The sequence below is a fragment of the Saccharothrix luteola genome, from assembly GCF_020859565.1.
Taxonomy (GTDB): domain Bacteria; phylum Actinomycetota; class Actinomycetes; order Mycobacteriales; family Pseudonocardiaceae; genus Actinosynnema; species Actinosynnema luteola.
The window spans coordinates 21248-47764 of record NZ_JAJHUO010000020.1; the positions used below are offsets into that span (position 1 = coordinate 21248).

Consider the following 26517-nt stretch of genomic DNA (forward strand, 5'->3'; position numbering starts at 1 on the left):
AGATCGGGAGGAGTGCCATGCGGGACGCACGAGCGCCGTCGCCGTGTGCTTCGCCGAGCTCCACCACGGACTTGAGGACTCGAGCCCGGGCGACGACACGGGCGAGAAGTAAAGGGGTGGGGCGACCCCTGCCGCCGCCCCACCACCCGTCCCCCTAGAGCCCCCGAGAGCGGTCCCTGCAACCAGGCTCTCGGGTTCCCTGCACCCGAAGATGAGGGAGACGCCTAATGAACCGCACGAGTGCGGTCCGCCTTGCCACGGCCGTCCTGCTGGCCACCGGCACGGCTACAGCTCTCAGCGTACCGGCCATCGCGGCGCCCGCCGCCCCCCAGGGCGCAAGCCCGGCCGACACGGAGAGCTACCCCGCCGAGTTGCTCCAAGCGGCGCAACGTGACCTGGGCCTGACCGCCGAACAGGTCACCGCCCGTTTGGCGAGTGACACCCGGGCGGGTGAGGTCGAGTCCGCGGCGCGGTCCGCGGTCGGCAGCGCCTACGCGGGCTCGTGGATCAACGCGGCGACCGGCAAGCTGGTGGTCGCGGTGACCGACTCGGCGAAGGCGGGCGCGGCCCGTGCCGCGGGCGCCGACGCCAAGTACGTCGCCTTCTCCCACCAGCAGCTGACCGGCGCGAAGTCGACGATCGACACCCTGTCGGCACCGTCGTCGATCACCGGCTGGCGGGTCGACGAGCAGACGAACTCGGTCGTCGTCGAGGTCAACCGCTTCCAGCGGGACGCGGCGGCGGAGGCGTTCCTCGCCTCGGCCAAGTCGGTCAGCCCGTCGGTGCGGGTGGTCGAGGTCGACCAGAGCCCGACCACCCTCTACGACACCCGCGGCGGCGACGCGTACTACATCGGCAGCGGCCGGTGCTCGGTCGGCTTCGCGGTGAGCGGCGGTTTCGTCACGGCGGGTCACTGCGGTCGGGTGGGCAACGCGACGACCGGCTACAACCGCGTCTCGCAGGGCTCCTTCGCGGGCTCGTCCTTCCCCGGCAACGACTACGCCTGGGTGCGGACGAACTCCAACTGGACCTCGCGCCCCTGGGTCAACCGCTACAACGGCTCCAACGTCACCGTGACCGGCTCCACCTCGGCGGCGGTCGGCGCGGCGATCTGCCGTTCCGGCTCGACCACCGGCTGGCGCTGCGGCACCGTCCAGGCGAAGAACTCGACGGTGAACTACCCGCAGGGCACGGTGTCCGGCCTGACCCGCACCAACGCCTGCGCCGAGCCCGGTGACTCGGGCGGCTCCTGGGTCGCGGGCTCCGGCTACAGCCAGGCCCAGGGCGTGACCTCCGGCGGTTCGGGCAACTGCTCCTCCGGCGGCACGACCTACTTCCAGCCGGTCGGCGAGATCCTCAGCGCCTACGGGCTGAGCCTGACCCGCGGCTGAGCTCACGCGCGGTCGTCCCCCCTGCGGGCCGCGCACTGATCGCGAAGAACGCCCCCGGGCCATCGGCTCGGGGGCGTTCTGCGGTGTCAGGTCAGTCGGACCTTCAACCAGGCCGCGGCGGCCCGCGGATCCTCGGCCTCGGTGACGGCGCGCACGACCACGACCCGCTCCGCGCCCGCCGCCAGCACCTCCGGCAGCCGGTCGGCGTCGATGCCGCCGATGGCGAACCACGGCCGGTCGGTCGTGCCCGCCGTGGAGCGCACCAGGTCGAGGCCCGGCGCGGGACGGCCCGGCTTCGTCGGCGTCGGCCAGCACGGCCCGGTGCAGAAGTAGTCCACCCCCGGCTCGACGGCCGCCGCACGCGCCTGCCCCACGTCGTGGGTGGAGCGGCCGATCACCACGTCGTCGCCGACGACCCGGCGCGCGAGCGGCACCGGCAGGTCGTCCTGCCCCAGGTGCAGCACGTCGGCGTCCACGGCGAGCGCCACGTCCGCCCGGTCGTTGACCGCGAGCAGCGCGCCGTGCCGCGCGCACGCCTCCGCGAGCACCTCCAGCGCCGCGATCTCCTGCTTGGCTTCGAGGCCCTTGTCCCGCAACTGCACGATGTCGACGCCGCCCGCGAGCGCGGCGTCCGCGAACTCGGCGAGGTCGGGCCGCGCGGGCGTGCAGAGGTAGAGCCGCGCGTCGGCGAGCCGCCGCCTGATCTGCGTTCCGTCGAGTCCTGGCACGGGCGGCACGGTAACCGCCCGCCCGTTTCGTGCGCTACGGTGGACGTGGTCCGCACGGGAGCCTGGAACACACCGGGCTGAGAGGGAGCGTGGTTCGCTCCGACCGTCGAACCTGATCCGGGTCATGCCGGCGCAGGGAGCGTGAGTGCCTTGGCAATGCGAGTGACCGTCCTCGGCGGTGGCGTCATCGGGCTGTCCACGGCCTGGTACGCCGCGCGCGCCGGTCACGCGGTGGAACTCGTCGACCGCGGTTCGCCGCACGGCGGTTCGTGGGTCGCGGGCGGGATGCTCGCGCCGATCACCGAGGCGTGGCCGGGTGACGAGGACGTGCTGGCGCTCGGCGTCGAATCGCTGGAGCTGTGGCCGGAGTTCGCGCGTTCGCTCGGCGTCGAGCTGAGTCCCGCGGGGACGTTGGCGGTGGCGGTCGACCGGGCCGATGTCGAGGTGCTGGGCCAGTTGTGCGCATACCTGGGCCGGATGGGACGGTCGGCGTCCCGGTTGACCGGGCGTGAGCTGCGCGCGCTGGAGCCCGGTCTCGGCCAGGTCCGAAGTGGACTGTCGGTGCCCGGTGACGTCGCCGTGGACAACCGGGCGTTGCTGCGCGCGTTGCGGGAGGCGTGCGCCGCCGACGGTGTCGTGTTCGCGGCGGAGCCCGCCGCGGAGCCGGACGTGACGGTGATCGCGGCCGGCGCGTGGAGCCGCGACCTGCACCCGTTGCTGCGCGACGTTATCCGGCCGGTGAAGGGCGAGATCCTGCGGCTGTCGGCCCGGCCCGGCGCGTTGCCGCCGCCCCGGCACACGATCCGCGCGCACGTCTCCGGCCGCCCCGTCTACCTGGTGCCGCGCGAGGGCGGGTTCGTGCTCGGCGCCACCCAGTACGAGGCCGGTTTCGACGGTGACGCGACCGTGGGCGGCGTGCGCGACCTGCTGCGCGACGCCGAGGTGGTCTGGCCGGGCATCGCCGAGTACGCGATCGCCGAGGTCGCCGCCGGGTTCCGCGCGGGCAGCCCCGACAACGCGCCGGTGATCAAGTGGCTGGAACCCGGAGTGCTGGCCGCCACCGGCCACCACCGCAACGGTCTGCTGCTCGCGCCCGTCACGGCGCGGCGGGTGCTCGCCCTGCTCCGCGAAGGAGGAAACAGTCGGTGAAGGCGAAGGTCAACGGTCTGGAGCGGGAACTGGCCGACGGGTCGACCGTCGCCACCGTGCTGGCGCTGCTCGACGCGCCGCCCCGCGGTGTCGCGGTCGCGCTGGACGGCGAGGTCGTGCCGCGCGCGGCGTGGGGGACGACGGTGCTGTCCGACGGGGCCGCGGTCGAGGTGCTGACCGCCGTGCAGGGAGGGTGACGTGGACGACCCGTTGGTGATCGCCGGGCGCGAGTTCGGCTCGCGCCTGGTCATGGGCACCGGTGGTGCGGCGAACCTGTCGGTGCTGGAACGCGCGCTGGTGGCGTCCGGCACGGAGTTGACGACGGTCGCGATGCGGCGCCTGGACTCGTCCGGTGGCGGCGTGCTCGACCTGCTGGGCCGGCTGGGCATCCCGGCGCTGCCGAACACGGCCGGCTGCCGCACCGCCGCGGAGGCCGTGCTGACGGCTCGGCTGGCGCGGGAGGCGTTGGGGACGGACTGGGTGAAGCTGGAGGTCGTCGCCGACGACCAGACCCTGCTGCCCGACCCGGTGGAGCTGCTCGACGCGGCGGAGCAGCTGGTCGACGACGGGTTCGTGGTGCTGCCCTACACGTCCGACGACCCCGTGCTCGCGGTGCGCCTGGAGCAGCTCGGCTGCGCCGCCGTCATGCCGCTGGGGTCGCCGATCGGGACGGGGCTCGGGATCCGCAACCCGCACAACATCGAGCTGATCGTGTCGCGCGCGTCCGTGCCGGTGATCCTCGACGCGGGCGTCGGCACGGCGTCGGACGCGGCGTTGGCGATGGAGTTGGGCTGTTCGGCCGTGCTGCTGGCGACCGCCGTGACGAGGGCGCAGGACCCCGAACGGATGGCGGCGGCGATGCGCGCGGGTGTGGAGGCCGGTCGGCTGGCCAAGCTGGCGGGGCGGATCCCGAAGCGGTTCTGGGCGCACGCGTCGAGTCCGGCAGTGGGGTGATTGCGGGGCACGGCATGATGGATGCTCATCGTGTCCGTCTGCCCGAGGAGGAGTGCCGTGACGGCCGACCAGGTCGAGGACGCCACCGCCCGGCTGTACCTCGCGATCGGCAGGCTTTCCCGGCTGCTGCGGCGCACGGGGTCGCCCGGGCTCGGGCCGGGTGCGGTGTCGGCGCTGGCCACGTTGGCGCGGTGCGGTCCCATGCGGTTGGGCGACCTGGCCGCCAAGGAGGGCGTCGCGCCGCCGACGTTGTCGCGGATCGTGGCGGCGCTGGTGGAGGCCCGGTACGTGCGGCGTGAGCCCGACCCGCAGGACGGGCGGGCGTGGCTGGCGACGCCGACGCCGGAGGGCGTGACGATGGTGTCGGGCGTGCGGTCGGCGCGGGTGCGCGAGCTGCAGCGGCGGATCGAGGAGCTGGCGCCGGAACACCGTGACGCGCTCGTCAACGCCCTGCCGGCGCTGGAGGAACTGGTCGGCGAGGTCGGCTGACCGGAGTTGTCCACAGCCGGCGCTCGCGGCCTCGGAATCGTCGTACCGGTGTGGCAGGGTAAAAGCAGGGGTCCCCTTGCCGGGGACGCCTGCGAAGCGTTCCGTTGTCGAGGATGCCTGTGAGGCGTTCCGTTGCCGGGATGCCTGCGAAGCGTTCCCCCGGCCGGCGATGCCGGCGGTGCGTTCCCCTTGTCGAGTGCCGGCGGAGCGTCGGCTGGATGGCCCGCGGCGGAACGTCGACCGGCGCGACCGGCAGCCGCGTCGCCGCACCGGTGGTCACACCTGCGCGGACCCGTCGGCTGGGACGGCAGCCTGGTTCAGCTCCCCGGCGAACTCCGCCAACACCGCCGGGGACGCCAAGCGCACGAACGCCGAATCCGGGCCGAACCAGTCCTCCCAGACCTGTCGCACCACCTCGGGCGTGATGGTGACACCCCGATCGAGCAGCGCCGCGAACGCCCTGGCTTCCGGCTCGTACTCGTCCTGCGGCGCCTCGAAGGCGAGCAGTGATTCCGGATCCCACCTGCTCACGACGTCGAGAACGCGGGCACGCAGCAGCGCACGGGTTCGGGCAGCACGTGGCACGGCCCCAGTCTCAGACGCGGGGGGCCGCCGAACCAAGCGAATAGTTCGAGCCGCGGACAGAGCGGATCGCCGGCCTCCCGCTCTCAAGGCACGCGGACCGCCGACGCCGAAGATCGTTCCCGACCGACTCGCGATGCCGGCCGGGAAGCGCCCGCGGCCACCGTGAGCAGCCACGCCACCAGCACCGCGAAGAACGCGCCCACGGTGTTGTTGATGAAGTCCTGCGCCTCGCACACCCCGATCGCGGTCAACGCCTGCACGAACTCCACCGCCCCGCTGAACGCCGCCGCCACGCCCAGCACCGCGAACGGCCGCCGCGTGGCGAGCGTGCCGAAGAACGCGAACGGCACCAGCATCAGCAGGTTCAGCCGCGCCAACGAGCCCGCCATCGAGAACTCGTTGGCGACGCACATCCCGATCGGGTCGGTCGTGGCGACCGAGAACGACCCGCCCGGCCGCGCCAAGGTCACCGCCAGCGCCAACGCCATCCCGCACCCGGCCAGCACGGCGGGCAACGCCGCCCACCCGCGCCGCCGCGCCACCACGAAACCGACCGCACCCAAGAACACCGACCCCGCGAACAACGCCGCCACCGCCTCCGGCTGGCTCAACACCAGCTCGGCCACGTAGGCGTCCTGAAGTGCGCTCATGCCATACAAGACGCATGAGTTCCACAGCGGTGGCTTAGAGCATCCTTAGAACCGGTACCGCAGCACCCGGCCCACGTCCCTGACCTTCGGCAACCGCGCCATCACCCACATCGGGACGCGCGCCGGCCACGGCTCGGCCGCGATCTGCGGCAACTCCACCGACCGCACCGCGTCCACGCACCTCAACCCGTCGTGCCAGCCCTCCACGACGGCCGGGTCGTCCAACCCCCAGTGCAGCGTCGCACCCGCCCGCCGCACGGCCGGCACGAACTTCTGCAACCTGATCCCGAACGACCCGTACACGTCGAACAGCAGCTCACCCCGGCCGAACCGCCCCGTGACCCGCCGCACGAGCCCTCGCACCTCGTCCCCGGTCAGGTACATGGTCAGGCCCTCGAACACGGCGACCACGGGCCGGTCCGCGGGCACCTCGTCCCACCACCCGCTGTCGGTGACGGACGCGTGCACCAGCCGGTAGTCCCCGGCCGGCACGTCCAGCAGCCGTTCCCGCAGCGCGGCGACCGCCGGCAGGTCGACGTCCACCCACCGCACGCCCGACCCGAACGCCATCCGCTGCGCCCGCGTGTCCAACCCGCACGCCAGGTGCAGCACGGTCGCGGACGGGTGCCGGGCCAAGAAGTCGGCGGTCCAGTCGTCCAGCAGCTTCGCGCGCATGGCGACCCCCGCCGCCGTCGACGCGGTGATGCCGGTCCGGGGGAAGTCGTACTCGATGCGCGACACGGCGTCGAGCGCCGCCACGTCGCCGAGGATCGGGCGCTGAGCGCGGGCGTCGAGCGCCCGCGCGTACAGCGTCGCCAGCATCGTCTCGGGGGCGCCGGTCAGGTCGACCTTCACCCCCTCGACGCTAGCCCTCCAACCGCCACAGCGGCGACACGGGACCGACCCCGCCACCCAACGGGTACGCGGCGGCCACCGAGCGGACGATGAAGTCCTTGCCGAACCGCACCGCTGTCGGCACGTCCGCACCCCGCGCGAGCTGCGACGCGATCGCCGACGCCAGCGTGTCACCGCTGCCGTGCGTGTGCTTCACGTCGTAGCGCGGCCCGAGCAGCTCGACGAACTCCGCGCCGTCGTACAGCACGTCGAGGCACTCCGGGTCGTCCCACAGGTGCCCGCCCTTGACCAGCACCCACCGCGGGCCCATCGCGTGCAGCGCCTCGGCGGCTTTGCGCTGGTCGGCACGGCTGCGCACGTCGATGCCGGTGAGCAGCCGCACCTCGTCGAGGTTCGGCGTCACCAGCGTCGCCCTGGGGAACAGCAGCGTCCGCAACGCGTCCAGCGCGTCATCGGCCAGCAGCTGGTGCCCGTGCATCGACGCGGCCACCGGGTCGACCACGAACGGCCCGACGTCGACCCGGTCCACCGCCGCCGCGACCGCCTCGATGATCGCCGCCGACGCCAGCATCCCCGTCTTCGCCGCGTCCACCCCGATGTCCGTGGCCACCGCCTCGATCTGCGCGGCCACCACCTCGGGCGGCACCTCGGTGTACCCGGTGACGCCCAGCGAGTTCTGCACGGTCACCGCCGTGACCGCCGTCATCCCGTGCACGCCGCACGCGAACAGCGTCCGCAGGTCGGCCTGCAGGCCCGCACCACCGCCGGAATCCGATCCGGCGATGGTGAGGACCCTCGGTGGCGTGGCGGCCATCAGCGCGTCCCGGCCGGGCTCACGCGTGCCCCCATCAGTCGACCACCGGCAGGTACACCTTGGCCCCGTGGTCGGTGAACTCGTGCGACTTCTCCGACATGCCCGCCTCGATCGCCTCCACAGTGGACAGACCGCGCTCCTCCGCGTACCGCCGCACGTCCTGGGTGATCTTCATCGAGCAGAACTTCGGCCCGCACATCGAGCAGAAGTGCGCCGTCTTCGCGGGCGCCGCGGGCAGCGTCTCGTCGTGGTAGGACCGCGCCGTGTCCGGGTCCAGCGACAGGTTGAACTGGTCCTCCCACCGGAACTCGAACCGCGCCTTCGACAGCGCGTCGTCCCAGTCCTGCACGCCCGGGTGTCCCTTGGCCAGGTCGGCCGAGTGCGCCGCGATCTTGTACGTGATCACGCCGGTCTTCACGTCGTCCCGGTTCGGCAGGCCGAGGTGCTCCTTCGGCGTGACGTAGCACAGCATCGCCGTGCCCAGCCAGCCGATCTGCGCCGCCCCGATCGCGGAGGTGATGTGGTCGTACGCGGGCGCGATGTCCGTGGCCAGCGGCCCGAGGGTGTAGAACGGCGCCTCGCCGCACCACTCCTCCTCCAGCCGCACGTTCTCCGCGATCTTGTGCATCGGCACGTGACCGGGGCCCTCGATCATCACCTGCACGTCGTGCGACCGGGCGATGTGCGTCAACTCGCCCAACGTCCGCAGCTCGGCGAACTGCGCCTCGTCGTTGGCGTCCGCGATCGAACCCGGCCGCAGGCCGTCACCCAGCGAGAACGTGACGTCGTACGTGCGCAGGATCTCGCACAGCTCCTCGAAGTGCGTGTAGAGGAAGCTCTCCTTGTGGTGCGCCAGGCACCACGCGGCCATGATCGACCCGCCGCGCGAGACGATGCCCGTGACCCGCTTGGCGGTCAGCGGCACGTACCGCAGCAGCACGCCCGCGTGCACCGTCATGTAGTCGACGCCCTGCTCGGCCTGCTCGATCACGGTGTCGCGGTAGACCTCCCACGACAGCTTCGCCGGATCGCCGTCCACCTTCTCCAACGCCTGGTAGATCGGCACCGTGCCGATCGGCACGGGCGAGTTGCGCATGATCCACTCGCGGGTCGCGTGGATCCGCTTGCCCGTGGACAGGTCCATGATCGTGTCGGCGCCCCACCGCGACGCCCACACCATCTTCTCCACCTCCTCCTCGATCGAGGAGGTCACGGCCGAGTTGCCGATGTTCGCGTTGACCTTCACCAGGAACTTCTTGCCGATGATCATCGGCTCGGCCTCGGGGTGGTTGCGGTTGAGCGGGATGACCGCCCGGCCGATCGCCACCTCGTCCCGGACGAACTCCGGGCTCATGCTCTCGCGGGCCGCCACGAACCGCATCTCCGGCGTGATGATCCCCGCCTTGGCGTACGCCAGCTGGGTCACCGCCCCGTCGACCGGCTCGCGCCGGGCGACCCAGTCCGCGCGCAGCTTGGGAAGTCCACTGTGGACGTCGATGGTCGCGTTGTCGTCGGTGTACGGACCGGAAGTGTCGTACAGGTCGACGTGATCGCCGTTGGTCAGCTCCACCCGGCGGAACGGGACCCGCACACCCTCGTCCACCTCGCGGTAGACCTTGTGCGAGCCCGAGATCGGCCCGGTGGTGACGCTCGGCTTGACCGAACGGTCGTCAAGTGCCGTCACGACAGTCCTCCCTACGCCGGCATTACCCGGTCAGGTTCAGGCGGTCGGCGGCACCGGAGCCGTTGCGCTCCAGCCGCCCTCTCAGCCCGCTGTGGCGCGAGCTCCCGCGTGTTTTGAGTTTTGTGTGTGTCGAGCTTGTCGGCCTGACCATAGCCACGGCCCGGTGCGGATGCCAAGGTGCGGATGCCAAGCGCCACCGTTTGCGCGTACCTTTCTCCGCGTGGCTGATCACCAGCCGTTCCCGCCCGGCGCCCGGCGCGTGGCCCGCCCCGCCGCCGTCTCGCCGTGCCCGTCGTGCGGCGACCTCGCGGGCCGCGGCTACCCGGCGTGCCGGTTCTGCGCGGAGCTCGTCGACCAGTACTGGCTGCTGGACTGGCAGGAGCTGCTGGCCGCCGAACAGCTCGCCGAGGGCGGCGCGGGCGAGCGCGAGCTGGCCGAGCTCGTGCTGGCCGACGAGGTGGGCAGGCACCCGTGGACGTGCACCGACTGGGCGATGACGCTGCTCGCGTGCAGCCAGTGCGGCGAGGAGCTGGCCACCGGGCCCGCCGACTGCGTCCGCTGCGCCATGGCCGACGGCCTGCGCTGGTCGTGGGACCACGCCGGGTACCCGCGGGCCATCGACGCGGGCGAGCACGCGTTGCGCGTGGCCAGGGCGACGTTGCGCGCACCGCACCGCGCCCGTGCGGCGACCGTCGGCGCGTGGCGGCTGCTGGTGCCGTTCCTGCTGGTGGGGGAGTTGCCGACGGTGGGGCAGGTGCGGCGGATCAGGGCCGCGGTGCTCGCCGGCGCGTACGCCGACCTGGCCGGCTGCGCCACGCACGTCGAGCTGGCGTCGTACCCGGAACTGCCGTGGCGGCGCCCCGAGCGCTCAGCGCGCGTCGACCACCAGGCGAAGGCCCAGCGCGACCAGCACGCCACCGCGGACGCGGTCCAGGGCGCGCCGAGCTCCGGCCCGGGCGAGCCGGCCGCGGACCCGGTCTAGGACGTCGACCAGCACCAGGTGCCACCCGGTGTCGGCGGCCACCCGGGCCGGCGCGAACAGCAGGAGCGTGCCGCGGCTCGCGTCGGCGGGCGGGAACTGCGGCAGGAACGAGATCACAGGTCACCCATTGGAGTGATCCTCAAAAAGGCATGAACAAAAACGCCGTTACCGCCACCCTGAAACGTCGGTTGAACAACGAGGCCCGCAACTAACCCCGCCCCACACCACCCAGCCGCAACCTCACCACCCGATCCACCCCCCGGCCACCACGACCACCCGCCCCCACCCCCGCCACCCCTGCCGCCACCTCAGCCACCTGCCCCACATCGCCCCGCCGCCACAGCACCGCGCCCCGCCGCCGCGCCCCCGACCGCGACCGCGACCGCGACCGCGACCCCAGCACTCCCACCGCCTGCCCGACCCGCACCGGCGACACGCACTGCGGCCCCGCGCCGTCGCCCGTCGCCGCTGTCCGCCGGCTGGAGAACCCGCCCGCGCACGGCCGTCCCGGCCCACCTCCCTGCCTGGAGCCGCCTCGCCGCGCTTGGAGCCGCCTCGCCCGGCCGCCCGATCCGGCCCGTGGCCGATCCCGCCCGTCACCCCCGATCCGGCCCGACCCCGCGCCCCCGGCCGCCCACCCCAACTACGCTCACCCCCGTGATCACGCTGACCGCCCGCCTGTCCCCGTCGGCCCTGGACACCCGCCGCGGCGTGGTCCGCCTGCACCCGGAGGTGCTGGACGCGTTGGGCCTGCGCGCGTGGGACGCGGTGCGGCTGACCGGCGCCCGGGTGAGCGCCGCCCTGGCCGCCGCGACGGCCGGCGACGGCCCGCCCGGCGTGGTGCTGGTCGACGACGTGACCCTGTCGAACCTCGGCGTGGTGGAAGGCTCGGAGGTCGTGGTGGCCCCGGTGGACGTCGCCGCCGCCCGCTCCGTCACCGTGGCCGGATCGCGGTTGGCCAGCACGTCGCTCACCCCCGAAACGCTGCGCATGGCGCTGACCGGCAAGGTGCTGACCGTCGGCGACGCCGTCTCCCTGCTCCCGCAGGACCTCGCCCCGCCGCCCGGCTCCGACGTGAGCGCCACGCGGCGCAAGCTGTCCAACGCCATCGGCATGACGTGGACCAACGAACTGCTCACCATCACCTCCGCCGACCCGGCCGGGCCGGTCGCCGTGCAGCCGTCGACGGTGGTCGGCTGGCGCGACGGCGCCCGCACGGGTGACGCGCCCGCGGTCGTGTCGGGAGGCGGCGGCACGACGACCATGAGCGTGACCGCGGCGGCAACCGCGGGGTTGAGCACGCCGTCGGAGGTCGAGGTCACGACGCCCGCCGTGCCGGTGGCGGACCTGGTCGGGCAGCAGGAGGCCGCGAAGCGGTTGGCGGAGTGGTTCGACCTGACGTTCAGCCACCCGGAGCTGCTGGCACGGCTCGGTGCCGCACCCCGGCTGGCGGCACTGGTCAGCGGACCCGAGGGCGTCGGCAAGGCGACGTTCGTGCGGGCCGTCGCGCAGGGCGCCGAAGCCACGGTGGTCGAGGTCGCCGCACCCAGCATCGCCGTGCTGGAGGCGAACGCGGCGGCGCAGCGGATCGCCGACGCGCTCGCCCGGGCCGGGTCGCGGTCGCCGTCCGTGCTGGTGCTGACCGACGTCGAGGCGTTGCTGCCCGCCACCTCGGCGCCGCCGGTGGCGACCGTCGTGCTGGACGCGTTGCGCGCACGGCCCGACGGCGTCGCGTTGGTGGTCACCAGCGCGCACCCGGAGGCGATCGACCCCCGGTTGCGGGTGCCCGAGCTGGTCGACCGGGAACTCGTGCTGCCGCTGCCCGACGGCAAGGCGCGGACCGAGCTGCTGCGGGTCCTGCTGCGCGACGTCCCCGTCGAGTCCGATGTGGACCTCGGCGCGATCGCGGACCGGACGCCCGGTTTCGTCGCCGCGGACCTGGTGGCGTTGCGCCGTGAGGCGGCACTCCGGGCCGCGCTGCGGCAGCGCGACGCGGACGAGCCGCGCGTCGGGCAGGCGGATCTGGTGCAAGCGCTGGAGATCGTCCGGCCGATCTCGATGTCCACTTCGGACACCTTGCGGACCGGTGGGCTGACGCTGGACGACGTCGGCGACATGACCGAGGTGAAGCAGGCCCTCACCGAGGCCGCGCTGTGGCCGTTGCAGTACCCGGATTCCTTCGCCCGACTCGGCGTCGCGCCGCCGCGCGGCCTCCTGCTCTACGGGCCGCCGGGGTGCGGCAAGACGTTCCTGGTGCGCGCGTTGGCGGGCACCGGTCGGCTCAACGTGCTGTCGGTCAAGGGCGCGGAGCTGATGGACAAGTTCGTCGGCGAGTCCGAACGCGCGGTCCGCGAGCTGTTCCGGCGCGCGGCCGAGGCGGCACCCGCGATGGTGTTCCTGGACGAGGTCGACGCGTTGGCGCCCCGGCGCGGCCAGTCGTCCGACTCCGGTGTGTCGGACCGGGTGGTCGCCGCGCTGCTCACCGAGCTGGACGGCGTCGAGCCGCTGCGCGACGTCATCGTGCTCGGCGCGACGAACCGGCCCGAGCTGGTAGACCCCGCGCTGCTGCGGCCGGGCCGGTTGGAGCGGCTCGTCTACGTGCCGCCGCCGGACGCCGAGGCGCGGGCCGAGATCCTGCGGGCGTCGTCGCGGAACACGCCGCTGGGGTCGGACGTGGACCTGGACGCGTTGGCCGAGGAGTTGGACGGGTACTCGGCGGCGGACTGCGCGGCGTTGATCCGCGAGGCCGCGTTGACCGCGATGCGCGAGTCGCTGTCGGCGGCGGAGGTGACGGGCGCGCACCTCGCGTCGGCGCGTGAAGCGGTCCGGCCGTCGTTGGACCCGGCCCAGCTCGCGACCCTCGCGGCCTACGCGAAGTCGCGCGAGCGCTAGGGGATCAGGAGACCTTCTTGGCCGGACCCTTGTAGTCGTTGGTGACGATCACGATGATGCCCGGCTGCGCGTTCTGGATGCCGTCGAACCGGGGCTCGACCCGGGCGTTGAGGAGTCGGGCCAGCTCGCGCGCCGAGGCTTCCTCGTCGGTGCCGGGGCGGAAGTAGACCGTGGTGGTCCAGATCGTGCCCTGGGAGTAGTTGCCCTTCTCGGCGACCTCCCAGCCGGCACTCACGACGTCGTCCGACGCGCGGGCGGCCAGGCCCTGGGTGGTGCTGTTGTTGTAGATGCGCACCGGGACCTTGGGCGTCGTGGTCACGGGCGGCGGCGGGGTGTCCGTGGTGGTCGCGCCGGGGTTGGCGGACGTCGTGGGCGCGGTGGTGCCGGCCGGCGGCGACGTCTCCGACGACGGCGGGGTGGTCGGCTCGGTGGGCGCGGACGACGTTTCGGAGCCGTCCGACGTGCCCGAAGTCGCCGACGGCGGGGTCGACTGGGCCCCGGGCGGGTTGTCGTCCGGGCCGCCGGTGAACAGGCTGACGAGGCCGACCACCAGGGCGATCACGGCCACGCCGAGCAGCGCGTAGCCCGCGGCGCGTGCGGGGTGCGCGGGTCCGGTCGGCTGTTCCGGGTTCGTCATCGGCGCTCGACGCCCAGCCGCTTCGCCGCGCGGGCGCGTTGCCTGCCGGAGCGGGACCTGCGCAGTCTCTTGATCAACATCGGATCGGCGGCCAACGCCTCTTCCTTCTCGATCAACGCGTTGAGCAGCTGGTAGTAGCGCGTCGCGGACATGTCGAACAGCTCCTTGACGGCCTGTTCCTTCGCACCCGCGTACTTCCACCACTGGCGTTCGAAGGCCAGGATCTCGCGTTCCCGGTCGTTCAAACCGTCGTCCGGCCCCTCCGCCGGCGCCAGTGCCTCTGCGGCGTCCATCTGGCTCCTCAGCCGTGTCCCGTGCGTGGGTGCCATTACATCACGTGATCTTCGCGGGGAGTGGCTCATCGGTCGGCGCGTCCGATCCGACGCGCCGTTAGGCTGCACGCCATGGCAGTTCACCCCATCCGGATCGCCGGAGAACCCGTGCTCCACAACCCGACCCGCCCGGTCGAGGTGTTCGACGAGTCGCTGCGCACGTTGATCGACGACATGTACGAGACGATGGCGGCGGCGCACGGTGTCGGTCTGGCGGCCAACCAGATCGGGGTCGACCTGCGGTTGTTCGTCTACGACTGCCCGGACGACGAGGGTGTGCGGCACCGGGGCGTGGTGGTGAACCCGACGTTGGAGACGTCGGACGTGCCGCTGGGGATGCCGGACCCGGACGACGATTTCGAGGGCTGCCTCTCGGCGCCCGGCGAGACGTACCCGACGGGGCGGGCGTCGTGGGCGAAGGTGACCGGGTTCGACGGTGACGGCAAGCCCGTCGAGGTGGAGGGCACCGGGTTCTTCGCGCGGTGCCTGCAGCACGAGACCGATCACCTCGACGGGATCATCTACCTGGACCGGCTGGTGGGGCGGCACAAGCGTGCGGCGAAGAAGATGCTCAAGGCCAACGGGTGGGGTGTGCCCGGGTTGTCGTGGGATCCGGCGACGTCGGAGGATCCGTTCGCGGACGACGAGGACTGAGGGCGCGGCGGGCGGGTCCGAGGGGGCGGCGCGAGGGGGCTCGGGTCGGGCCAGCTGGTAGCGGTTGAGTTCGGCAGGTGGTCACGCTCGAGTCCGGCTCGATTTGACATGGGGCCCTTACGGGCACCCCAGGCAGGCCAAAGCCGGGCAGGCCTGGCGGGAAGAGCGTCCGCCAAGCCTGCCCGGCTTCGACCAGCCTATGGCACCCGAACCCATGTCAAATCGGGCCTAGGTGGGTGCGCTGCGGGTCCGTTGTGCGGGGGTTGTCCGGGTTAAGGTCGATCATGGCGGCGCAAGCCGATCTGCCGCCAGCCCCGTCGCTTGCCCGGCCTTGCCTGACCGTTGGCCTCTGCGGCCACCTGGGTCGGGTCGACCGTTCGCCGAGGCCGTCGCACGGCGCGCATCGCGGCACCCGCCACCCGACCGCCCAACGGCCGGCGCAACCCCAACCGCCGCGCGGCCACGCCGTGAGCCCGCTTGATCGCCCGCCGGTCCGCCGCGGGCACCGACCACGCCTCCGGGTGCTTCGCCAACCACCGGTACCGGCGCACCGAGTACGGCAGGTGCGCGAGGTACACCAGCATCGCCGCGATCAACGCCACCAGCGGGAACGTGATCACCGCCGCCGCCAGCAGCCCGACCAGCACCAGCAACGGCGCGACGAAGCGCGGCGGCACCTTGATCGTCTTCACCGACAGTGTCGGGATCCGGCTCACCAGCAGCATCGCGATGCCCACGGTCCAGACCGCCACAACCGGCGGGCTGGACCACCACCCCGGCCGGCCGAGCTGCTCGTCCAGGATCAACGGCAGCAGCAGCAACAACCCGCCCGCCGGCGCGGGCACGCCGACGAAGAACTCCTTCGCGAACGGCGGCTGCTCGACCTCCAGCAGCGTGTTGAACCGCGCCAACCGCAGCACCATGCAGACCGCGAAGATCAACGCGACGACCCAGCCCTCGCGACCCGGGTCGAACTTCCACACGTAGATCACCAGCGCGGGCGCGACGCCGAACGAGATCGCGTCCGCCAGCGAGTCGAGCTCGGCACCCATCTTGCTGGTCGCGTCGAGCAACCGGGCGATCCGCCCGTCCAACCCGTCGAACACGGCCGCCGCCGCGATCGAGCCGATCGCCGCCCCGTAGAACCCGCCGATCGCGAAGTGCACGGCCGACAGCCCGGCGCACATCGCGAGGACCGTGATGGCGTTCGGCAGCAGCCTGATCCCCGGCCCGCTGGGAGCCATCCGCTCAGCCCTCCGCGGGTAGCTCGGCCAGCACGGTCTCGCCGCCGATCGTGCGCTGCCCGGCCTCCACCAGCACGCGGCTGCCGGTCGGCACGTACAGGTCGACCCGCGAGCCGAACCGGATCAGGCCGTAGGTCTGCCCGACCGCCACCTTGTCGCCCTCGACGACCTCGCACACGATCCGCCGCGCCACCAGGCCCGCGATCTGCACGACCACCACGTCGTGCCCGGACGGCGTGGTCAGCCACACCGTGTTGCGCTCGTTGTCGTCGCTGGCCTTGTCCAGGTCGGCGGACAGGAACTTCCCGGGCCGGTACGACACCTGCCGCACCAGGCCGGGCACGGGCACGCGCTGCACGTGCACGTCGAACACCGACAGGAACACGCTGATCCGGGTCATCGGCGTGGTGCCGAGCCCGAGCTCGGCGGGCGGCACGGCCTCGACCACGTGCGACACGGTGCCGTCGGCCGGTGCGACCGCGACGCCGGGCCGGGTGGGCGTGGCCCGCTTGGGCTCGCGGAAGAACCACGCGACCCACGCGGTCAGCAGGCCGCCCACGACACCGGCGCGCTTGGAGTAGCGGCGCAGCAGCAGTGTCGCGACGGCGGCGCCCGCCACGAAGGGACGGCCCGCGGGGTGCATCGGGGGGACGATCCCCTGGGCGAGCTCGAGGAAGTGGGAGACGGCACCACTGTGCTTGTCGCGATCGAGGGTCATGGCTCTTCCGTGTCAGGGCAGTGCTTCCGGCCCGCCACACGCTACGCGGCTCCGCCGGCCCGCGTCCGGCCCGCCCGTGCGTCCCCCGACGAACGCACGGACCGGCCGGAACCGCGATCACCCCCAGTGTAAGCCGCGTCACAGCGGTGATCAATGGCGCAGCGTCAGATCGATGTCACTCTCCGTGCAGGAGGCGCACCGTCACCTCGGCGCCCTCCGCGAGCTCCGTGACGTCCTCCGGCACCTCGATCAGGCAGTCGCTGACCGCCAACGCCGACAGCAGGTGCGAGCCCGGCCCGCCGACGGGCGTCACCACGCGCCCCGACTCCGGGTCGTACGCGCCCCGCCGGAACTGCGTGCGCCCCGCAGGCGACGTGAGCGCCGCGCTCAACCGGGCCGCCGCCATCGGCCGCTCCACCCGGGCGAACCCCATCGCGGCACGCAGCGCGGGCCGGATGAACACCTCGAACGACACCTGCGCGCTCACCGGGTTCCCGGGCAGCGTCGCCACCGCCATCCCCTGGTAGCGCCCCGCGCCCTGCGGCCCGCCCGGCTGCATCGCGACCTTCGTGAATTCCACGCCGCGCCCGGTGAACGCGTCCTTCACCACCTCGTACGCCCCCGCGCTCACGCCACCGGACGTGAGCAGCAGGTCCACCGACGCCAGCCGCGGCGCGATGGCCGCGTGGAACTGCTCGACGTCGTCCGGCACGAACCGCAGCAGCTCCGCCTCGCCGCCCGCCTCGCGCACCGCCGCGGCCAGCATCACGCCGTTCGACTCGTAGATCTGCCCCGGCCCCAGCGCCACACCCGGCCCGACCAGCTCGGAGCCCGTCGACAGCACCAGCACCCGCGGCCTGCGCCGCACCGGCAACGAGCCGAAGCCCAGCGCCGCCGCCAACCCCAGCTGCGCCGGACCGAGCGTCACGCCCGCGCGCAGCACCGTCGTGCCCACGGCCACGTCGTCCGCCATCCGCCGCACGTTCTGACCCACCGCCACCGGCCGGTCGACCCGCACCACCGACGTGCCGCCGTCGGTCCACTCCACCTGCACGACGGCGTCCGCACCGGCCGGCACCGGCGCGCCCGTCATGATCCGGTGCGCCGTGCCCGCCGCCAGCGGCGCCGACGCGGGCCGCCCCGCCGGGATGTCGTCGGCCACCGGCAACTCCACCGGGACCGACGCCACGTCGGCCGAGCGCACCGCGTAACCGTCCATCGCCGAGTTGTCGAACGGCGGCAGCGGCACCGTCGCGACCAGGTCCTCGGCGAGCACCAGGCCCAGGCAGTCGGCCACCGGCGAGTGCACCACCGGCATCGCCCCGACCAGCCCGGCGACGCGGGCCTTGTGATCAGCGACTCGGGTCAGCGTGTTCGACACGCGCCCCATCCTGCCGCGCCCGTGGCAGACTGCTCCAACCGGCTGATCACGACAGGGGGAAAGTTGCAGGTCCGGACCCGCCACACCCCCACGTTCGGGGTGGCCCGACTCGTCCTGGCACCCGGTGAACCGGTGGTGGTCGAGCGCTCCTCGGTGCTCGCGACCAGCTACGGCATCACAGTCGACGGCCGCACCAAGTCGCCCGGCGTCAGCGCCGCGCTGTGCACCGCCGGCCCCGAAGGCGGCTGGGTGGACGTCGCGCCGCCCCTGCCCGGCGACCTGCACGTGCTCGAACTCGACGCCACGACCGGCTGGTGCGTCTCCCGCGACAGCTGGCTCGCCTGCGCCGCCACCGCCCGCCTCGACCCGTCCGCGCCGCCCGTGCGCGCGCTGCACGGCGGCGACCACGGCTTCCTCACCTACGCGTTCGGCACCGGGCCCGTCGTGCTCAGCTGCTACGGCACGCTCGACGTGGTCACCCTCGAACCGGGCGAACTGGTCACCCTCGCCGGCGGCCACGTGGTCGCGTTCGCCGACACCGTGCAGTGCCGGCTGCGCGCCGTTTCCCCCGACGCGCCCCAATCCGTGCGGAATGGCGAAGGACTCGTCCTCGACTTCGCCGGACCCGGTCTGGTGCTCACCCGGACCCGCAGCCCGCGCGGACTCGTCAGTTGGTTGCGCGACAACGGATTCAGCGCGCGCTCATGACTCCATAAGGAGGTATCGGCGAACCCCCTCGTGCCTCTAGCGTGGCGGTTTGCTCAAGGTATTTCTCGAAGGAGGACGTCTTGGCTGTCGGCACGGTCAAGTGGTTCAACTCGGAGAAGGGGTACGGATTCATCGCCGCCGACGGCGGGCCCGATGTGTTCGTGCACTACTCGGCGATCCAGATGGAAGGCTTCCGGACGCTGGCCGAGGGCGACCGCGTGGAGTTCGAGATCCAGGCGGGGCGCGACGGCCGCAGCCAGGCATCGGACGTGCGGAAGGCATCGTGACCTCCGCCCGACCCGTCACCCGGCGGGTCGGGCGTCCTTCCCCCGGCGCGTCCGGCGGTCCGTTTGCTCCGTTTGCCGGGAACCCCGTGTAAGTCCCTGTACGCGGACGTTAGGCTCCGTCGCGTGTCGGAGGACCTGAGCGGGCGACGGTTGGGCCACTACCGGATCGACGGGGTGCTCGGCCGCGGTGGCATGAGCGTGACCTACAAGGCCACGGACGTCAGGCTCGGTCGCAAGGTCGCCCTGAAGGTCATCGGCGAGCACCTCACCGCGGACGCCGAGTTCCGGGAGCGGTTCGTCGACGAGGCGCGCAACACCTCGGCGATCGACCACGCCAACATCGTGCCGCTCTACGACTTCGACGAGGTCGACGGGCTGCTCTACATCGCCATGCGGCTGGTCGACGGCCAGGACCTCGCCAGCCACATCAAGGACGGCCCGCTCTCGCCCGCGCGCACCCTGACGCTGCTCGGCCAGGTCGCCGAAGCGCTCGACATGCTGCACGGCAAGGGCCTGGTCCACCTCGACGTGAAACCGGCCAACGTGCTGGTCACGACCAAGGAAGCCGCGGGCGAGCACGTCTACCTCGCCGACTTCGGCCTCACCCGCCGCGGCGCGACCGGGCACCGCACCCGCACCGGAGACTTCCTCGGCTCACCCACCTACGCCGCGCCCGAGCACCTGCGCGGCGAACCGCTCGACGGCCGCACCGACCAGTACGCGCTCGCGTGCATGGTGTTCGCGTGCCTGTCCGGGCGGCCGCCGTTCCAGGGCGGTGTGCAGGACGTCATCCAGGGGCACCTCGGCGCGGAGATCCCGCCGTTGACCTCGATGGTGTCGCTGCCGCCCGCCATCGACGACGTGCTGCGCAAGGGCACCTCCAAGGACCCGAACCAGCGGTACGGCTCGTGCGCGGAGCTCATCGCCGCGGCGCGCGTCGCGCTCCAGGGCGCGCCCCAAGGGGCCCCGCCGCCCCGCCGCACGGACTCCGGCGCGGTGCCGATGGGCCCGCAGACCGGCGGCGTGCCCGTGGCCCAGCAGCCGGGCGGCCCGTACCGGCAGCAGCCCTACCAGCAGCAACAGCCGCCCGGGTTCCTGCACGAGCCCGTGCGGTTGCGCCCGCCCGCGCAGGTCGGCGCGAGCGCGTTCACCACGTCCGCCAAGTCGCGGCCGGCGTGGGTCGCGCCCGTGCTCGCCGGCGCGGTCGCGATCGTGCTCATCGTCATCCTCGTGGTGATCCTCACGCCGAAGGATGAACCTCCGCGCCCCAGCGGCAACGGCGGCACGAGCCGATCCATCGAGGTCGGGGGCACGACGAGCAAGAAACCGCTGCCCACCAGCGTGCCCGTCCGCACGTCCCGTTGACCAGCTCTTCTTGCACTCTCCTCCGTCGAGTGCTAAACACGGTGTTGGCACTCGGAACACCTGAGTGCCAACACGCAGGCTGGGACGGTGAGGCCCGTCCCCTGTTGGGGGCTGGTCGTCCGTCGCGGGCACCGAGCCTGGCCGAAGCACCGTGTTCCGCTGTGGGCGCGAGCCCCCAGTGGCCCCATTCGTAATCAGGCGGAGGAACACACCGCAATGGCCAAGATGATCGCGTTCGACGAGGATGCCCGCCGCGGTCTCGAGCGTGGGATGAACATTCTCGCCGACGCCGTCAAGGTGACGCTCGGCCCCAAGGGTCGCAACGTCGTGCTCGAGAAGAAGTGGGGCGCGCCGACCATCACCAACGACGGCGTCTCCATCGCCAAGGAGATCGAGCTCGAGGACCCGTGGGAGAAGATCGGGGCCGAGCTCGTCAAGGAAGTGGCGAAGAAGACGGACGACGTCGCGGGTGACGGCACCACGACCGCCACCGTGCTCGCCCAGGCTCTGGTCCGCGAGGGCTTGCGCAACGTGGCCGCGGGCGCCAACCCGCTCGGCCTCAAGCGCGGCATCGAGAAGGCCGTCGAGGCCGTGACCGAGCAGCTGCTGAAGACCGCCAAGGAGGTCGAGACCAAGGAGCAGATCGCCGCCACGGCGTCCATCTCCGCGGGCGACTCGACCATCGGCGAGCTCATCGCCGAGGCGATGGACAAGGTCGGCAAGGAAGGTGTCATCACCGTCGAGGAGAGCAACGCTCTCGGGCTCGAGCTCGAGCTCACCGAGGGCATGCGCTTCGACAAGGGTTACATCTCCGGTTACTTCGTGACCGACCCCGAGCGCCAGGAAGCGGTCCTCGAGGACCCGTACATCCTGCTCTACGGCTCGAAGATCTCGTCGGTGAAGGACCTGCTCCCGCTGCTGGAGAAGGTCATGCAGGGCGGCAAGCCGCTGCTGATCATCTCCGAGGACGTCGAGGGCGAGGCCCTGGCCACGCTGGTCGTCAACAAGATCCGCGGCACGTTCAAGTCCGTCGCCGTCAAGGCGCCCGGCTTCGGCGACCGCCGCAAGGCGATCCTGCAGGACATCGCGATCCTCACCGGTGGTCAGGTCATCACCGAGGACGTCGGCCTCAAGCTGGAGAACGCCGACCTGTCGCTGCTGGGCAAGGCGCGCAAGGTCGTCGTGACCAAGGACGAGACCACGGTCGTCGAGGGCGCGGGTGACCCCGAGCAGATCCAGGGTCGCGTCAACCAGATCCGCGCGGAGATCGAGAAGTCGGACTCCGACTACGACCGCGAGAAGCTGCAGGAGCGCCTGGCGAAGCTCGCCGGTGGTGTCGCGGTGATCAAGGCCGGCGCCGCCACCGAGGTGGAGCTCAAGGAGCGCAAGCACCGCATCGAGGACGCCGTGCGCAACGCGAAGGCCGCCGTCGAGGAGGGCATCGTCGCCGGTGGTGGCGTCGCGCTGCTGCAGGCCGCCGAGATCGCGTTCGCGGGCCTGAACCTCGAGGGTGACGAGGCGACCGGCGCGAACATCGTCAGGGTCGCCGTCGAGGCGCCGTTGAAGCAGATCGCCATCAACGCCGGCCTCGAGGGCGGTGTCGTCGTGGAGAAGGTCAAGGGCCTGCCCGTCGGCCACGGCCTCAACGCCGCGACCGGTGTGTACGAGGACCTGCTGGCGGCCGGCGTGCCGGACCCGACGAAGGTCACGCGCTCGGCGCTGCAGAACGCCGCGTCCATCGCCGCGCTGTTCCTCACCACGGAGGCCGTGGTGGCGGACAAGCCGGAGAAGGCCGGCGCCGCGCCCGCCATGCCCGAGGGCGGCGGCATGGACTTCTGATCGACCGGGTCACCTGACCCAGGTTCGATCGGCTGAAGTCACGAAGGGCCCGGTTCGCCTCTGGCGAACCGGGCCCTTCGCCGTGCCCACCTGCGGTGAGATGGAGGCCACGGGGCCCAGCCGGGCAATGGGTCACACAATCGGGTGAGATCAACCAAAAAGTGTACGGAAACACCGTTACCGCCCCTCGGTTATAACGAGACGGAACCCCGAACCACCCCACCTGCCTCCACACCCACCCGCCTCACACCGCCCACCTGCCTCCGCCGCCCATCGCCCAACCTGCCCACCGCCGAACTCGCTCCGCCCGCCTCACCGCTCACCAGCCGCCCCCGACACCGCATCTGCGCCCCGAGCGCTGCCAAGCCCAGCGGCCGCCCAGCCGCTCAGCCGGCTAGGCGCCCAGCCCTGTCCCCGGTCGTCAGCCCGAACCCGGCAGCTGCGGCCGGCCGGTCCGGAGCCGGACCCGCACACCGCTTGCCCGCACATCGCTTGCCCGCCACGGCTTGCCCGACACCGTTCGCCCGGACTCGACGACTGGAGCTGACCACGTGCTCATCGCGCACTTGAGCGACCCGCACCTGCGGACCGATGCGTTGGCTGCCGAACCGGCCGCGTCGTTGCACCGCGCGTTGGGGAGGGTGCTCGCCCTGGATCCGCGGCCCGACTGCGTGGTCATCACCGGCGACCTCACCGAGCACGGGCGGGTCGGGGAGTATTCGCAGTTGCGGGAGGTGATCGGGGCGTTCCCGTTGCCGCTGCACCTGACCACCGGCAACCACGACAACCCGGCGGCGCTGCTCGAGGTGTTCGGGGGATCGCCGTTCCTCGGCGGCGGGTCGTCGACGCACTACGCGGTCGCGCACGCGGGGTTCACGGTGATCGCGCTCGACTCCTGGGTGGCGGACAGTCCGGCCGGGCACGTCGGTGACGAGCAGTTGTCGTGGCTGGACGACGTGCTCGCCCAGCGGCCCGACGTGCCGGCGTTCGTCTGCCTGCACCACCCGCCGGTGGCGGTCGGTGTTCCGTTCCTCGACGGCATGCGGCTGGACGACGGGCCGGCGCTGGGTGCGGTCCTCGCCCGGCACGGCAACGTCGCCCGCGTCCTGGCCGGGCACGTGCACCGGGCGATCAGCGTGCCGTTCGCGGGCACGGCGGTGGCCGTCGCGCCCAGCACCTACCGCCAGACGTCGCTGACGCTGCGCGCCGACCGGCAGATCGGGTACCTCGCGGAGCCGACCGGGTTCCTGCTGCACGTCGCGACCGAGTCCGGGTTCGCCACGCACACGGTTGCGGTCAGTGATGCGGGGGCGCTGATCGGGGGGTTCTGAGGGGGAGGAATTCGCCTGGTCGGGTGGGGTGGTGGTGGCAGAAAGTTCAGGCTCCAAAACACACGAATGGGCGACGTAGAGGGTCCGCGGCGATGGCTTCGGCGAGGGCGTGGGACACCGGTTTGCCGTCCGCCAGGAGCTTGTGGAACGTGCCCATGGTCATCGCGGCGGCCCGGTCGCCGACCTGGTTGACGGCGGCGACGACGGTGCGCGAGCCACTCGCCAGCAGCGCGCCCGCGAAACCCAGCGCCTCGTCGCCCGGCCGGATGTGACTCAGCGCGAGCGAACACGCCGCCAGGATCACTTGTTCGGGTGCGGTTCGGAGGCGGGCGGTGTCGTGGGCGAACAGCGGGCCGTCGGCCAGCTCCAGGTGCGAGAACAGGGCGTTGTCGGCGACGTGCTCGCCGTGCGCCGCGATGTGCGCCAAGCGGGCGCCGTCCAACGCGACCAGGACGTCACTCACCGCTTCCGCCATCACCGCATCGGGGTACGTGCCGCGCAGGTCGCTCACCTCCCCGACCACCTCGGGCAGGTTCGGCCCGGCGACCAGCACGACCCGCGTCGCCGACGTCCCTGCCGACGTTCGCGCCGACGTTTGCGCCGACATCGCGTTCAGCCACGCGGTCGCCGAAGGGGCGACCACGATCGGGCGTCCGTGCAACGACGGCAGGGTGTTCCACGGCACCGCGTACAGGTCACCGGTCGGCACGACGACCAGCTCGCGCTCACCGATCAACCCGCCGAGCGGCCCGAACAGCGCCTCGTCCAACCGCTCCGCCCGCCGCGCCGCCGACGCCGCCACCGCCGCCGCGAGCAGCGGCGACAGGTGGTCCGGCCCGAGCACGTCGACATCGGCGTGCAACTGCCGCACCGATTCGAACACCTGCGCCGCACGCCCCAGCCGCACGAGCTTCGCCTCACCCGCCACCAGCACCACGGCCGACAGCACGTCACTGTGCGTCACGAAGCTCACCAACGCGCGATCACCCAAGGCGACACGCACCTCGGCCACCCCGCGCACCGGACGCGGCCGGCCCCACACGCTCGTGTGCCACCCGAGCCGCGCCACCTCGCGCTGCAACTCGTCCAGCCGGGCCTCCAGCTCCGCCACCGGCCGACCGTCCAACCGCGCCTGCTGCACGGCCCGCGACAACGACCGCGACTGCGCCACCCGCCGCGCCAACACCGGGTCGTCGATCGCCGGCAACGGCTCGTACCGGTACACCTGCGCCCGCGTGCGCTCCAACCAGTCGAACGTCGCCTCCGCGTCGCCGTCGTGCTCCAGCACCAGCCCGACGGCGAGTTCGCCCAGCTCACGACCGTGCACGGCGGTGCCGCAGAGTAGGTCCAGACCACCCATCCGATCACGAACCCGGCCGAGCTCGGCCAGGCCCTCCTCCGCTTCGCGCAACGCCGGCCCCGGCTCGCCGACGGCCACGGCCAGCTCGGCGCGGCACAGCCGCCGCAGCATCCGGTGGTCGATCGGGGTGATGGGCCCCGGCGCCGGCACCTGGTCCAGCAACGTGCGCGCGGCCCTGGTGTCGCCGCGCCGGATCGCCATCCGCACGGCGAGGAGCCTGGCGACGGAGGCCTCGTCGGTCAGCCCGACCGCGGTCAACCGCTCGGCCAGCCGCGTCGCGCGGGCCGGCGTGACCCGCGCCGACGCCCGGGCGGAGGTCCGGGCGGGCAGCGTCGCGGATCGCTCCTGCGCGGGCACGAACGGGCCGGAGGGGGAGAGGGCGGGGATGCCGCTCGGGGAGGCCGAGGAGGGCGTGGGGTCCCCGCTCGGAGAGGTCGAGGAGGGCGCGGGGATGCTCGGGGAGGATGAGGGAAGGGCGGCGCCGCTGGTGGTGGGTGCCGCGCCGGTGCCGGAGGTGGGCGCGGCACCTGAGGCCGGTGAGGTGGAAGAGGTCGCGGCGTCGGGTGGTCGAGTGGCCGAGGCGAACTCGGCCCTCATGCGCATCAACGCCGCCAACTCGGCCCACGACTTGCTGCCACGTCGGCGGAACCGGCGTTGGGCCTGCTCCGCCAGTTGACGCGCGGTGGTCGGGTCGTTCTGCAGCAGGGCCGCCGCGGCGCGGGCCAGTTCGGCCTCCGCCAGGTCCTGGCCGACGCGCCGCCGGCGCAGCACGACCAGCGCCTCGTCCAGGTGCCCGGCCGCCTCGTCGGCCAACCCCGCCGCCAGCATCACGCGCGCCCGGTCGATCTGGGTCCGGGCCACCAGGTCCGGCGCCAGCAGCCGGAACACGCGCTCGGCCTGCTCGTGGTACGCCAACGCACGGGGCACGTCACCCGTCAGGTGGGCGATGTCGCCGAGGTTCCCCAGCGCCTTCGCCTTCATCAGCGGCAGGTCCTCGGCCTCGGCCAGCTCGATCGCCCGGCGCACGTCCCGCTCCGCCGCCTCAGGCAGGCCGAACGCGATGGTGGTCAACCCGCGGTTCACCAGGGCCGTCGACAACGTCGCCGCGCCGACCGCCCCGGACGCCCACCCGGCCTCCAGCTCGCGCACCGACTCGTCGTACAGCGCGATGGCCTCGGCGGTCCGGCCGGCCCGGTGCAGGATCAGGGCCTCCTGGTCCTTCACGATCGCCCGCAGGCCGACCGCGTCCGGGCCCTCTGGCAGCGTGGTGATCAGCTCGCCCGCCGTCCGCAGGCGCGCCAGGCCGTCCTCGACCGAATCCGTCTCCGCCTCGCCGTACGACAGCGTGATCAGGATCCGGATGCGGACCGTGGTCGCTTCGGCGTCCGGCGACATCACGGGCAGTGCACGGAGCGCGCGGCGCAGGAGCGTCACCGCTTCGGCCGGCCGTCCCCCCGACGCCGCTCGGAACGCCTTCTTGTGCAGGTC

The 26517-nt window shown here is 72.7% G+C and carries 25 protein-coding genes and 1 riboswitch; of the genes, 13 read left to right on the forward strand and 12 right to left on the reverse strand.

The annotated features are described in order from the left end of the window. The first annotated feature begins 227 nt into the window (after positions 1–227). On the forward strand, positions 228–1391 hold the full coding sequence (locus LNK82_RS26545) for a S1 family peptidase (protein ID WP_230569725.1): 1164 nt from the start codon (positions 228–230) through the stop codon (positions 1389–1391). Between the two features lie 86 nt (positions 1392–1477). Here the strand turns inward: LNK82_RS26545 and thiE are convergent, their stop codons facing one another. Next, positions 1478–2119 carry a thiamine phosphate synthase gene (gene thiE, locus LNK82_RS26550; protein WP_230569726.1) on the reverse strand — a complete coding sequence of 214 codons (642 nt, stop codon included), beginning with the start codon at positions 2117–2119 and terminating at the stop codon, positions 1478–1480. Positions 2120–2163: 44 nt separating this feature from the next. After that, a riboswitch (TPP riboswitch) is annotated at positions 2164–2275 on the forward strand. On the opposite strand from thiE, the gene thiO reads away from it, so the two are divergent. Genes thiO through LNK82_RS26570 form a run of 4 tightly spaced genes read left to right on the forward strand, consistent with a single transcriptional unit; the run spans position 2276 to position 4711 of the window. Continuing rightward, complete coding sequence (gene thiO, locus LNK82_RS26555; RefSeq protein WP_230569921.1) at positions 2276–3268, forward strand: glycine oxidase ThiO; 993 nt, start codon at positions 2276–2278, stop codon at positions 3266–3268. After that, positions 3265–3465, forward strand: a complete 201-nt coding sequence (thiS, locus tag LNK82_RS26560; RefSeq protein ID WP_230569727.1) for a sulfur carrier protein ThiS — start codon at positions 3265–3267, stop codon at positions 3463–3465. The genes thiO and thiS overlap by 4 nt, the downstream gene beginning before the upstream one ends. A gap of 1 nt (position 3466) precedes the next feature. Beyond that, a complete protein-coding gene (locus LNK82_RS26565; RefSeq protein WP_308257275.1) occupies positions 3467–4222 on the forward strand; it encodes a thiazole synthase in 756 nt (251 codons plus the stop codon). Positions 4223–4279: 57 nt separating this feature from the next. Further along, entirely contained in the window at positions 4280–4711 is a 432-nt protein-coding gene (locus tag LNK82_RS26570) for a MarR family winged helix-turn-helix transcriptional regulator (protein WP_230569728.1), read from the forward strand. A 276-nt stretch (positions 4712–4987) separates the two neighbouring features. Here LNK82_RS26570 and LNK82_RS26575 read toward each other — a convergent pair whose 3' ends face one another. The 5 genes from LNK82_RS26575 to thiC all read right to left on the reverse strand — a co-directional run bounded on the left by LNK82_RS26575 (position 4988) and on the right by thiC (position 9299). After that, positions 4988–5242, reverse strand: coding sequence for a hypothetical protein (locus tag LNK82_RS26575; RefSeq protein ID WP_230569729.1), 255 nt, complete (start codon positions 5240–5242; stop codon positions 4988–4990). A 137-nt stretch (positions 5243–5379) separates the two neighbouring features. After that, positions 5380–5946, reverse strand: coding sequence for a VanZ family protein (locus tag LNK82_RS26580; protein WP_230569730.1), 567 nt, complete (start codon positions 5944–5946; stop codon positions 5380–5382). Positions 5947–5991: 45 nt separating this feature from the next. Next, a complete protein-coding gene (locus LNK82_RS26585; RefSeq protein ID WP_230569731.1) occupies positions 5992–6801 on the reverse strand; it encodes a class I SAM-dependent methyltransferase in 810 nt (269 codons plus the stop codon). A gap of 10 nt (positions 6802–6811) precedes the next feature. Next, a complete protein-coding gene (gene thiD / locus LNK82_RS26590; RefSeq protein ID WP_230569732.1) occupies positions 6812–7615 on the reverse strand; it encodes a bifunctional hydroxymethylpyrimidine kinase/phosphomethylpyrimidine kinase in 804 nt (267 codons plus the stop codon). Positions 7616–7649: 34 nt separating this feature from the next. Beyond that, a complete protein-coding gene (gene thiC, locus LNK82_RS26595) occupies positions 7650–9299 on the reverse strand; it encodes a phosphomethylpyrimidine synthase ThiC (RefSeq protein ID WP_230569733.1) in 1650 nt (549 codons plus the stop codon). Between the two features lie 220 nt (positions 9300–9519). Between thiC and LNK82_RS26600 the strand changes: the two genes are divergently transcribed. Both LNK82_RS26600 and LNK82_RS26605 read left to right on the forward strand, forming a co-directional pair. Next, a complete protein-coding gene (locus tag LNK82_RS26600; RefSeq protein ID WP_230569734.1) occupies positions 9520–10281 on the forward strand; it encodes a hypothetical protein in 762 nt (253 codons plus the stop codon). 657 nt (positions 10282–10938) lie between these two features. Further along, positions 10939–13173, forward strand: coding sequence for an AAA family ATPase (locus tag LNK82_RS26605; RefSeq protein ID WP_230569735.1), 2235 nt, complete (start codon positions 10939–10941; stop codon positions 13171–13173). Positions 13174–13177: 4 nt separating this feature from the next. Here LNK82_RS26605 and LNK82_RS26610 read toward each other — a convergent pair whose 3' ends face one another. Then, positions 13178–13810 carry a LytR C-terminal domain-containing protein gene (locus LNK82_RS26610; RefSeq protein WP_230569736.1) on the reverse strand — a complete coding sequence of 211 codons (633 nt, stop codon included), beginning with the start codon at positions 13808–13810 and terminating at the stop codon, positions 13178–13180. Then, complete coding sequence (locus LNK82_RS26615) at positions 13807–14103, reverse strand: DUF3263 domain-containing protein (RefSeq protein WP_053715184.1); 297 nt, start codon at positions 14101–14103, stop codon at positions 13807–13809. The genes LNK82_RS26610 and LNK82_RS26615 overlap by 4 nt, the downstream gene beginning before the upstream one ends. A 111-nt stretch (positions 14104–14214) precedes the next feature. Here LNK82_RS26615 and LNK82_RS26620 point away from each other — a divergent pair, with 111 nt between their 5' ends. Continuing rightward, entirely contained in the window at positions 14215–14796 is a 582-nt protein-coding gene (locus LNK82_RS26620) for a peptide deformylase (protein ID WP_230569737.1), read from the forward strand. A 272-nt stretch (positions 14797–15068) separates the two neighbouring features. Here LNK82_RS26620 and pssA read toward each other — a convergent pair whose 3' ends face one another. The 3 genes from pssA to moeA form a co-directional block, all read right to left on the reverse strand. Continuing rightward, positions 15069–16040, reverse strand: coding sequence for a CDP-diacylglycerol--serine O-phosphatidyltransferase (gene pssA / locus LNK82_RS26625; protein ID WP_230569738.1), 972 nt, complete (start codon positions 16038–16040; stop codon positions 15069–15071). Between the two features lie 4 nt (positions 16041–16044). Next, positions 16045–16758, reverse strand: coding sequence for a phosphatidylserine decarboxylase (locus LNK82_RS26630; protein WP_230569739.1), 714 nt, complete (start codon positions 16756–16758; stop codon positions 16045–16047). 175 nt (positions 16759–16933) lie between these two features. Next, complete coding sequence (moeA, locus tag LNK82_RS26635; RefSeq protein WP_230569740.1) at positions 16934–18148, reverse strand: molybdopterin molybdotransferase MoeA; 1215 nt, start codon at positions 18146–18148, stop codon at positions 16934–16936. A gap of 54 nt (positions 18149–18202) precedes the next feature. Between moeA and LNK82_RS26640 the strand changes: the two genes are divergently transcribed. From LNK82_RS26640 to LNK82_RS26660, 5 genes are all read left to right on the forward strand, one after another. Further along, complete coding sequence (locus LNK82_RS26640) at positions 18203–18847, forward strand: AIM24 family protein (protein ID WP_230569741.1); 645 nt, start codon at positions 18203–18205, stop codon at positions 18845–18847. 80 nt (positions 18848–18927) lie between these two features. Next, a complete protein-coding gene (locus LNK82_RS26645) occupies positions 18928–19134 on the forward strand; it encodes a cold-shock protein (protein ID WP_033432301.1) in 207 nt (68 codons plus the stop codon). A 123-nt stretch (positions 19135–19257) separates the two neighbouring features. Further along, on the forward strand, positions 19258–20499 hold the full coding sequence (locus LNK82_RS26650; RefSeq protein WP_230569742.1) for a serine/threonine protein kinase: 1242 nt from the start codon (positions 19258–19260) through the stop codon (positions 20497–20499). A 216-nt stretch (positions 20500–20715) separates the two neighbouring features. Next, positions 20716–22338 carry a chaperonin GroEL gene (gene groL, locus LNK82_RS26655; protein WP_230569743.1) on the forward strand — a complete coding sequence of 541 codons (1623 nt, stop codon included), beginning with the start codon at positions 20716–20718 and terminating at the stop codon, positions 22336–22338. A gap of 551 nt (positions 22339–22889) precedes the next feature. Beyond that, entirely contained in the window at positions 22890–23669 is a 780-nt protein-coding gene (locus LNK82_RS26660; RefSeq protein ID WP_230569744.1) for a phosphodiesterase, read from the forward strand. A gap of 46 nt (positions 23670–23715) precedes the next feature. On the opposite strand, the gene LNK82_RS26665 is transcribed toward LNK82_RS26660, so the two are convergent. Next, a complete protein-coding gene (locus LNK82_RS26665) occupies positions 23716–26424 on the reverse strand; it encodes a CHAT domain-containing protein (RefSeq protein WP_230569745.1) in 2709 nt (902 codons plus the stop codon). Between the last annotated feature and the right edge of the window lie 93 nt (positions 26425–26517).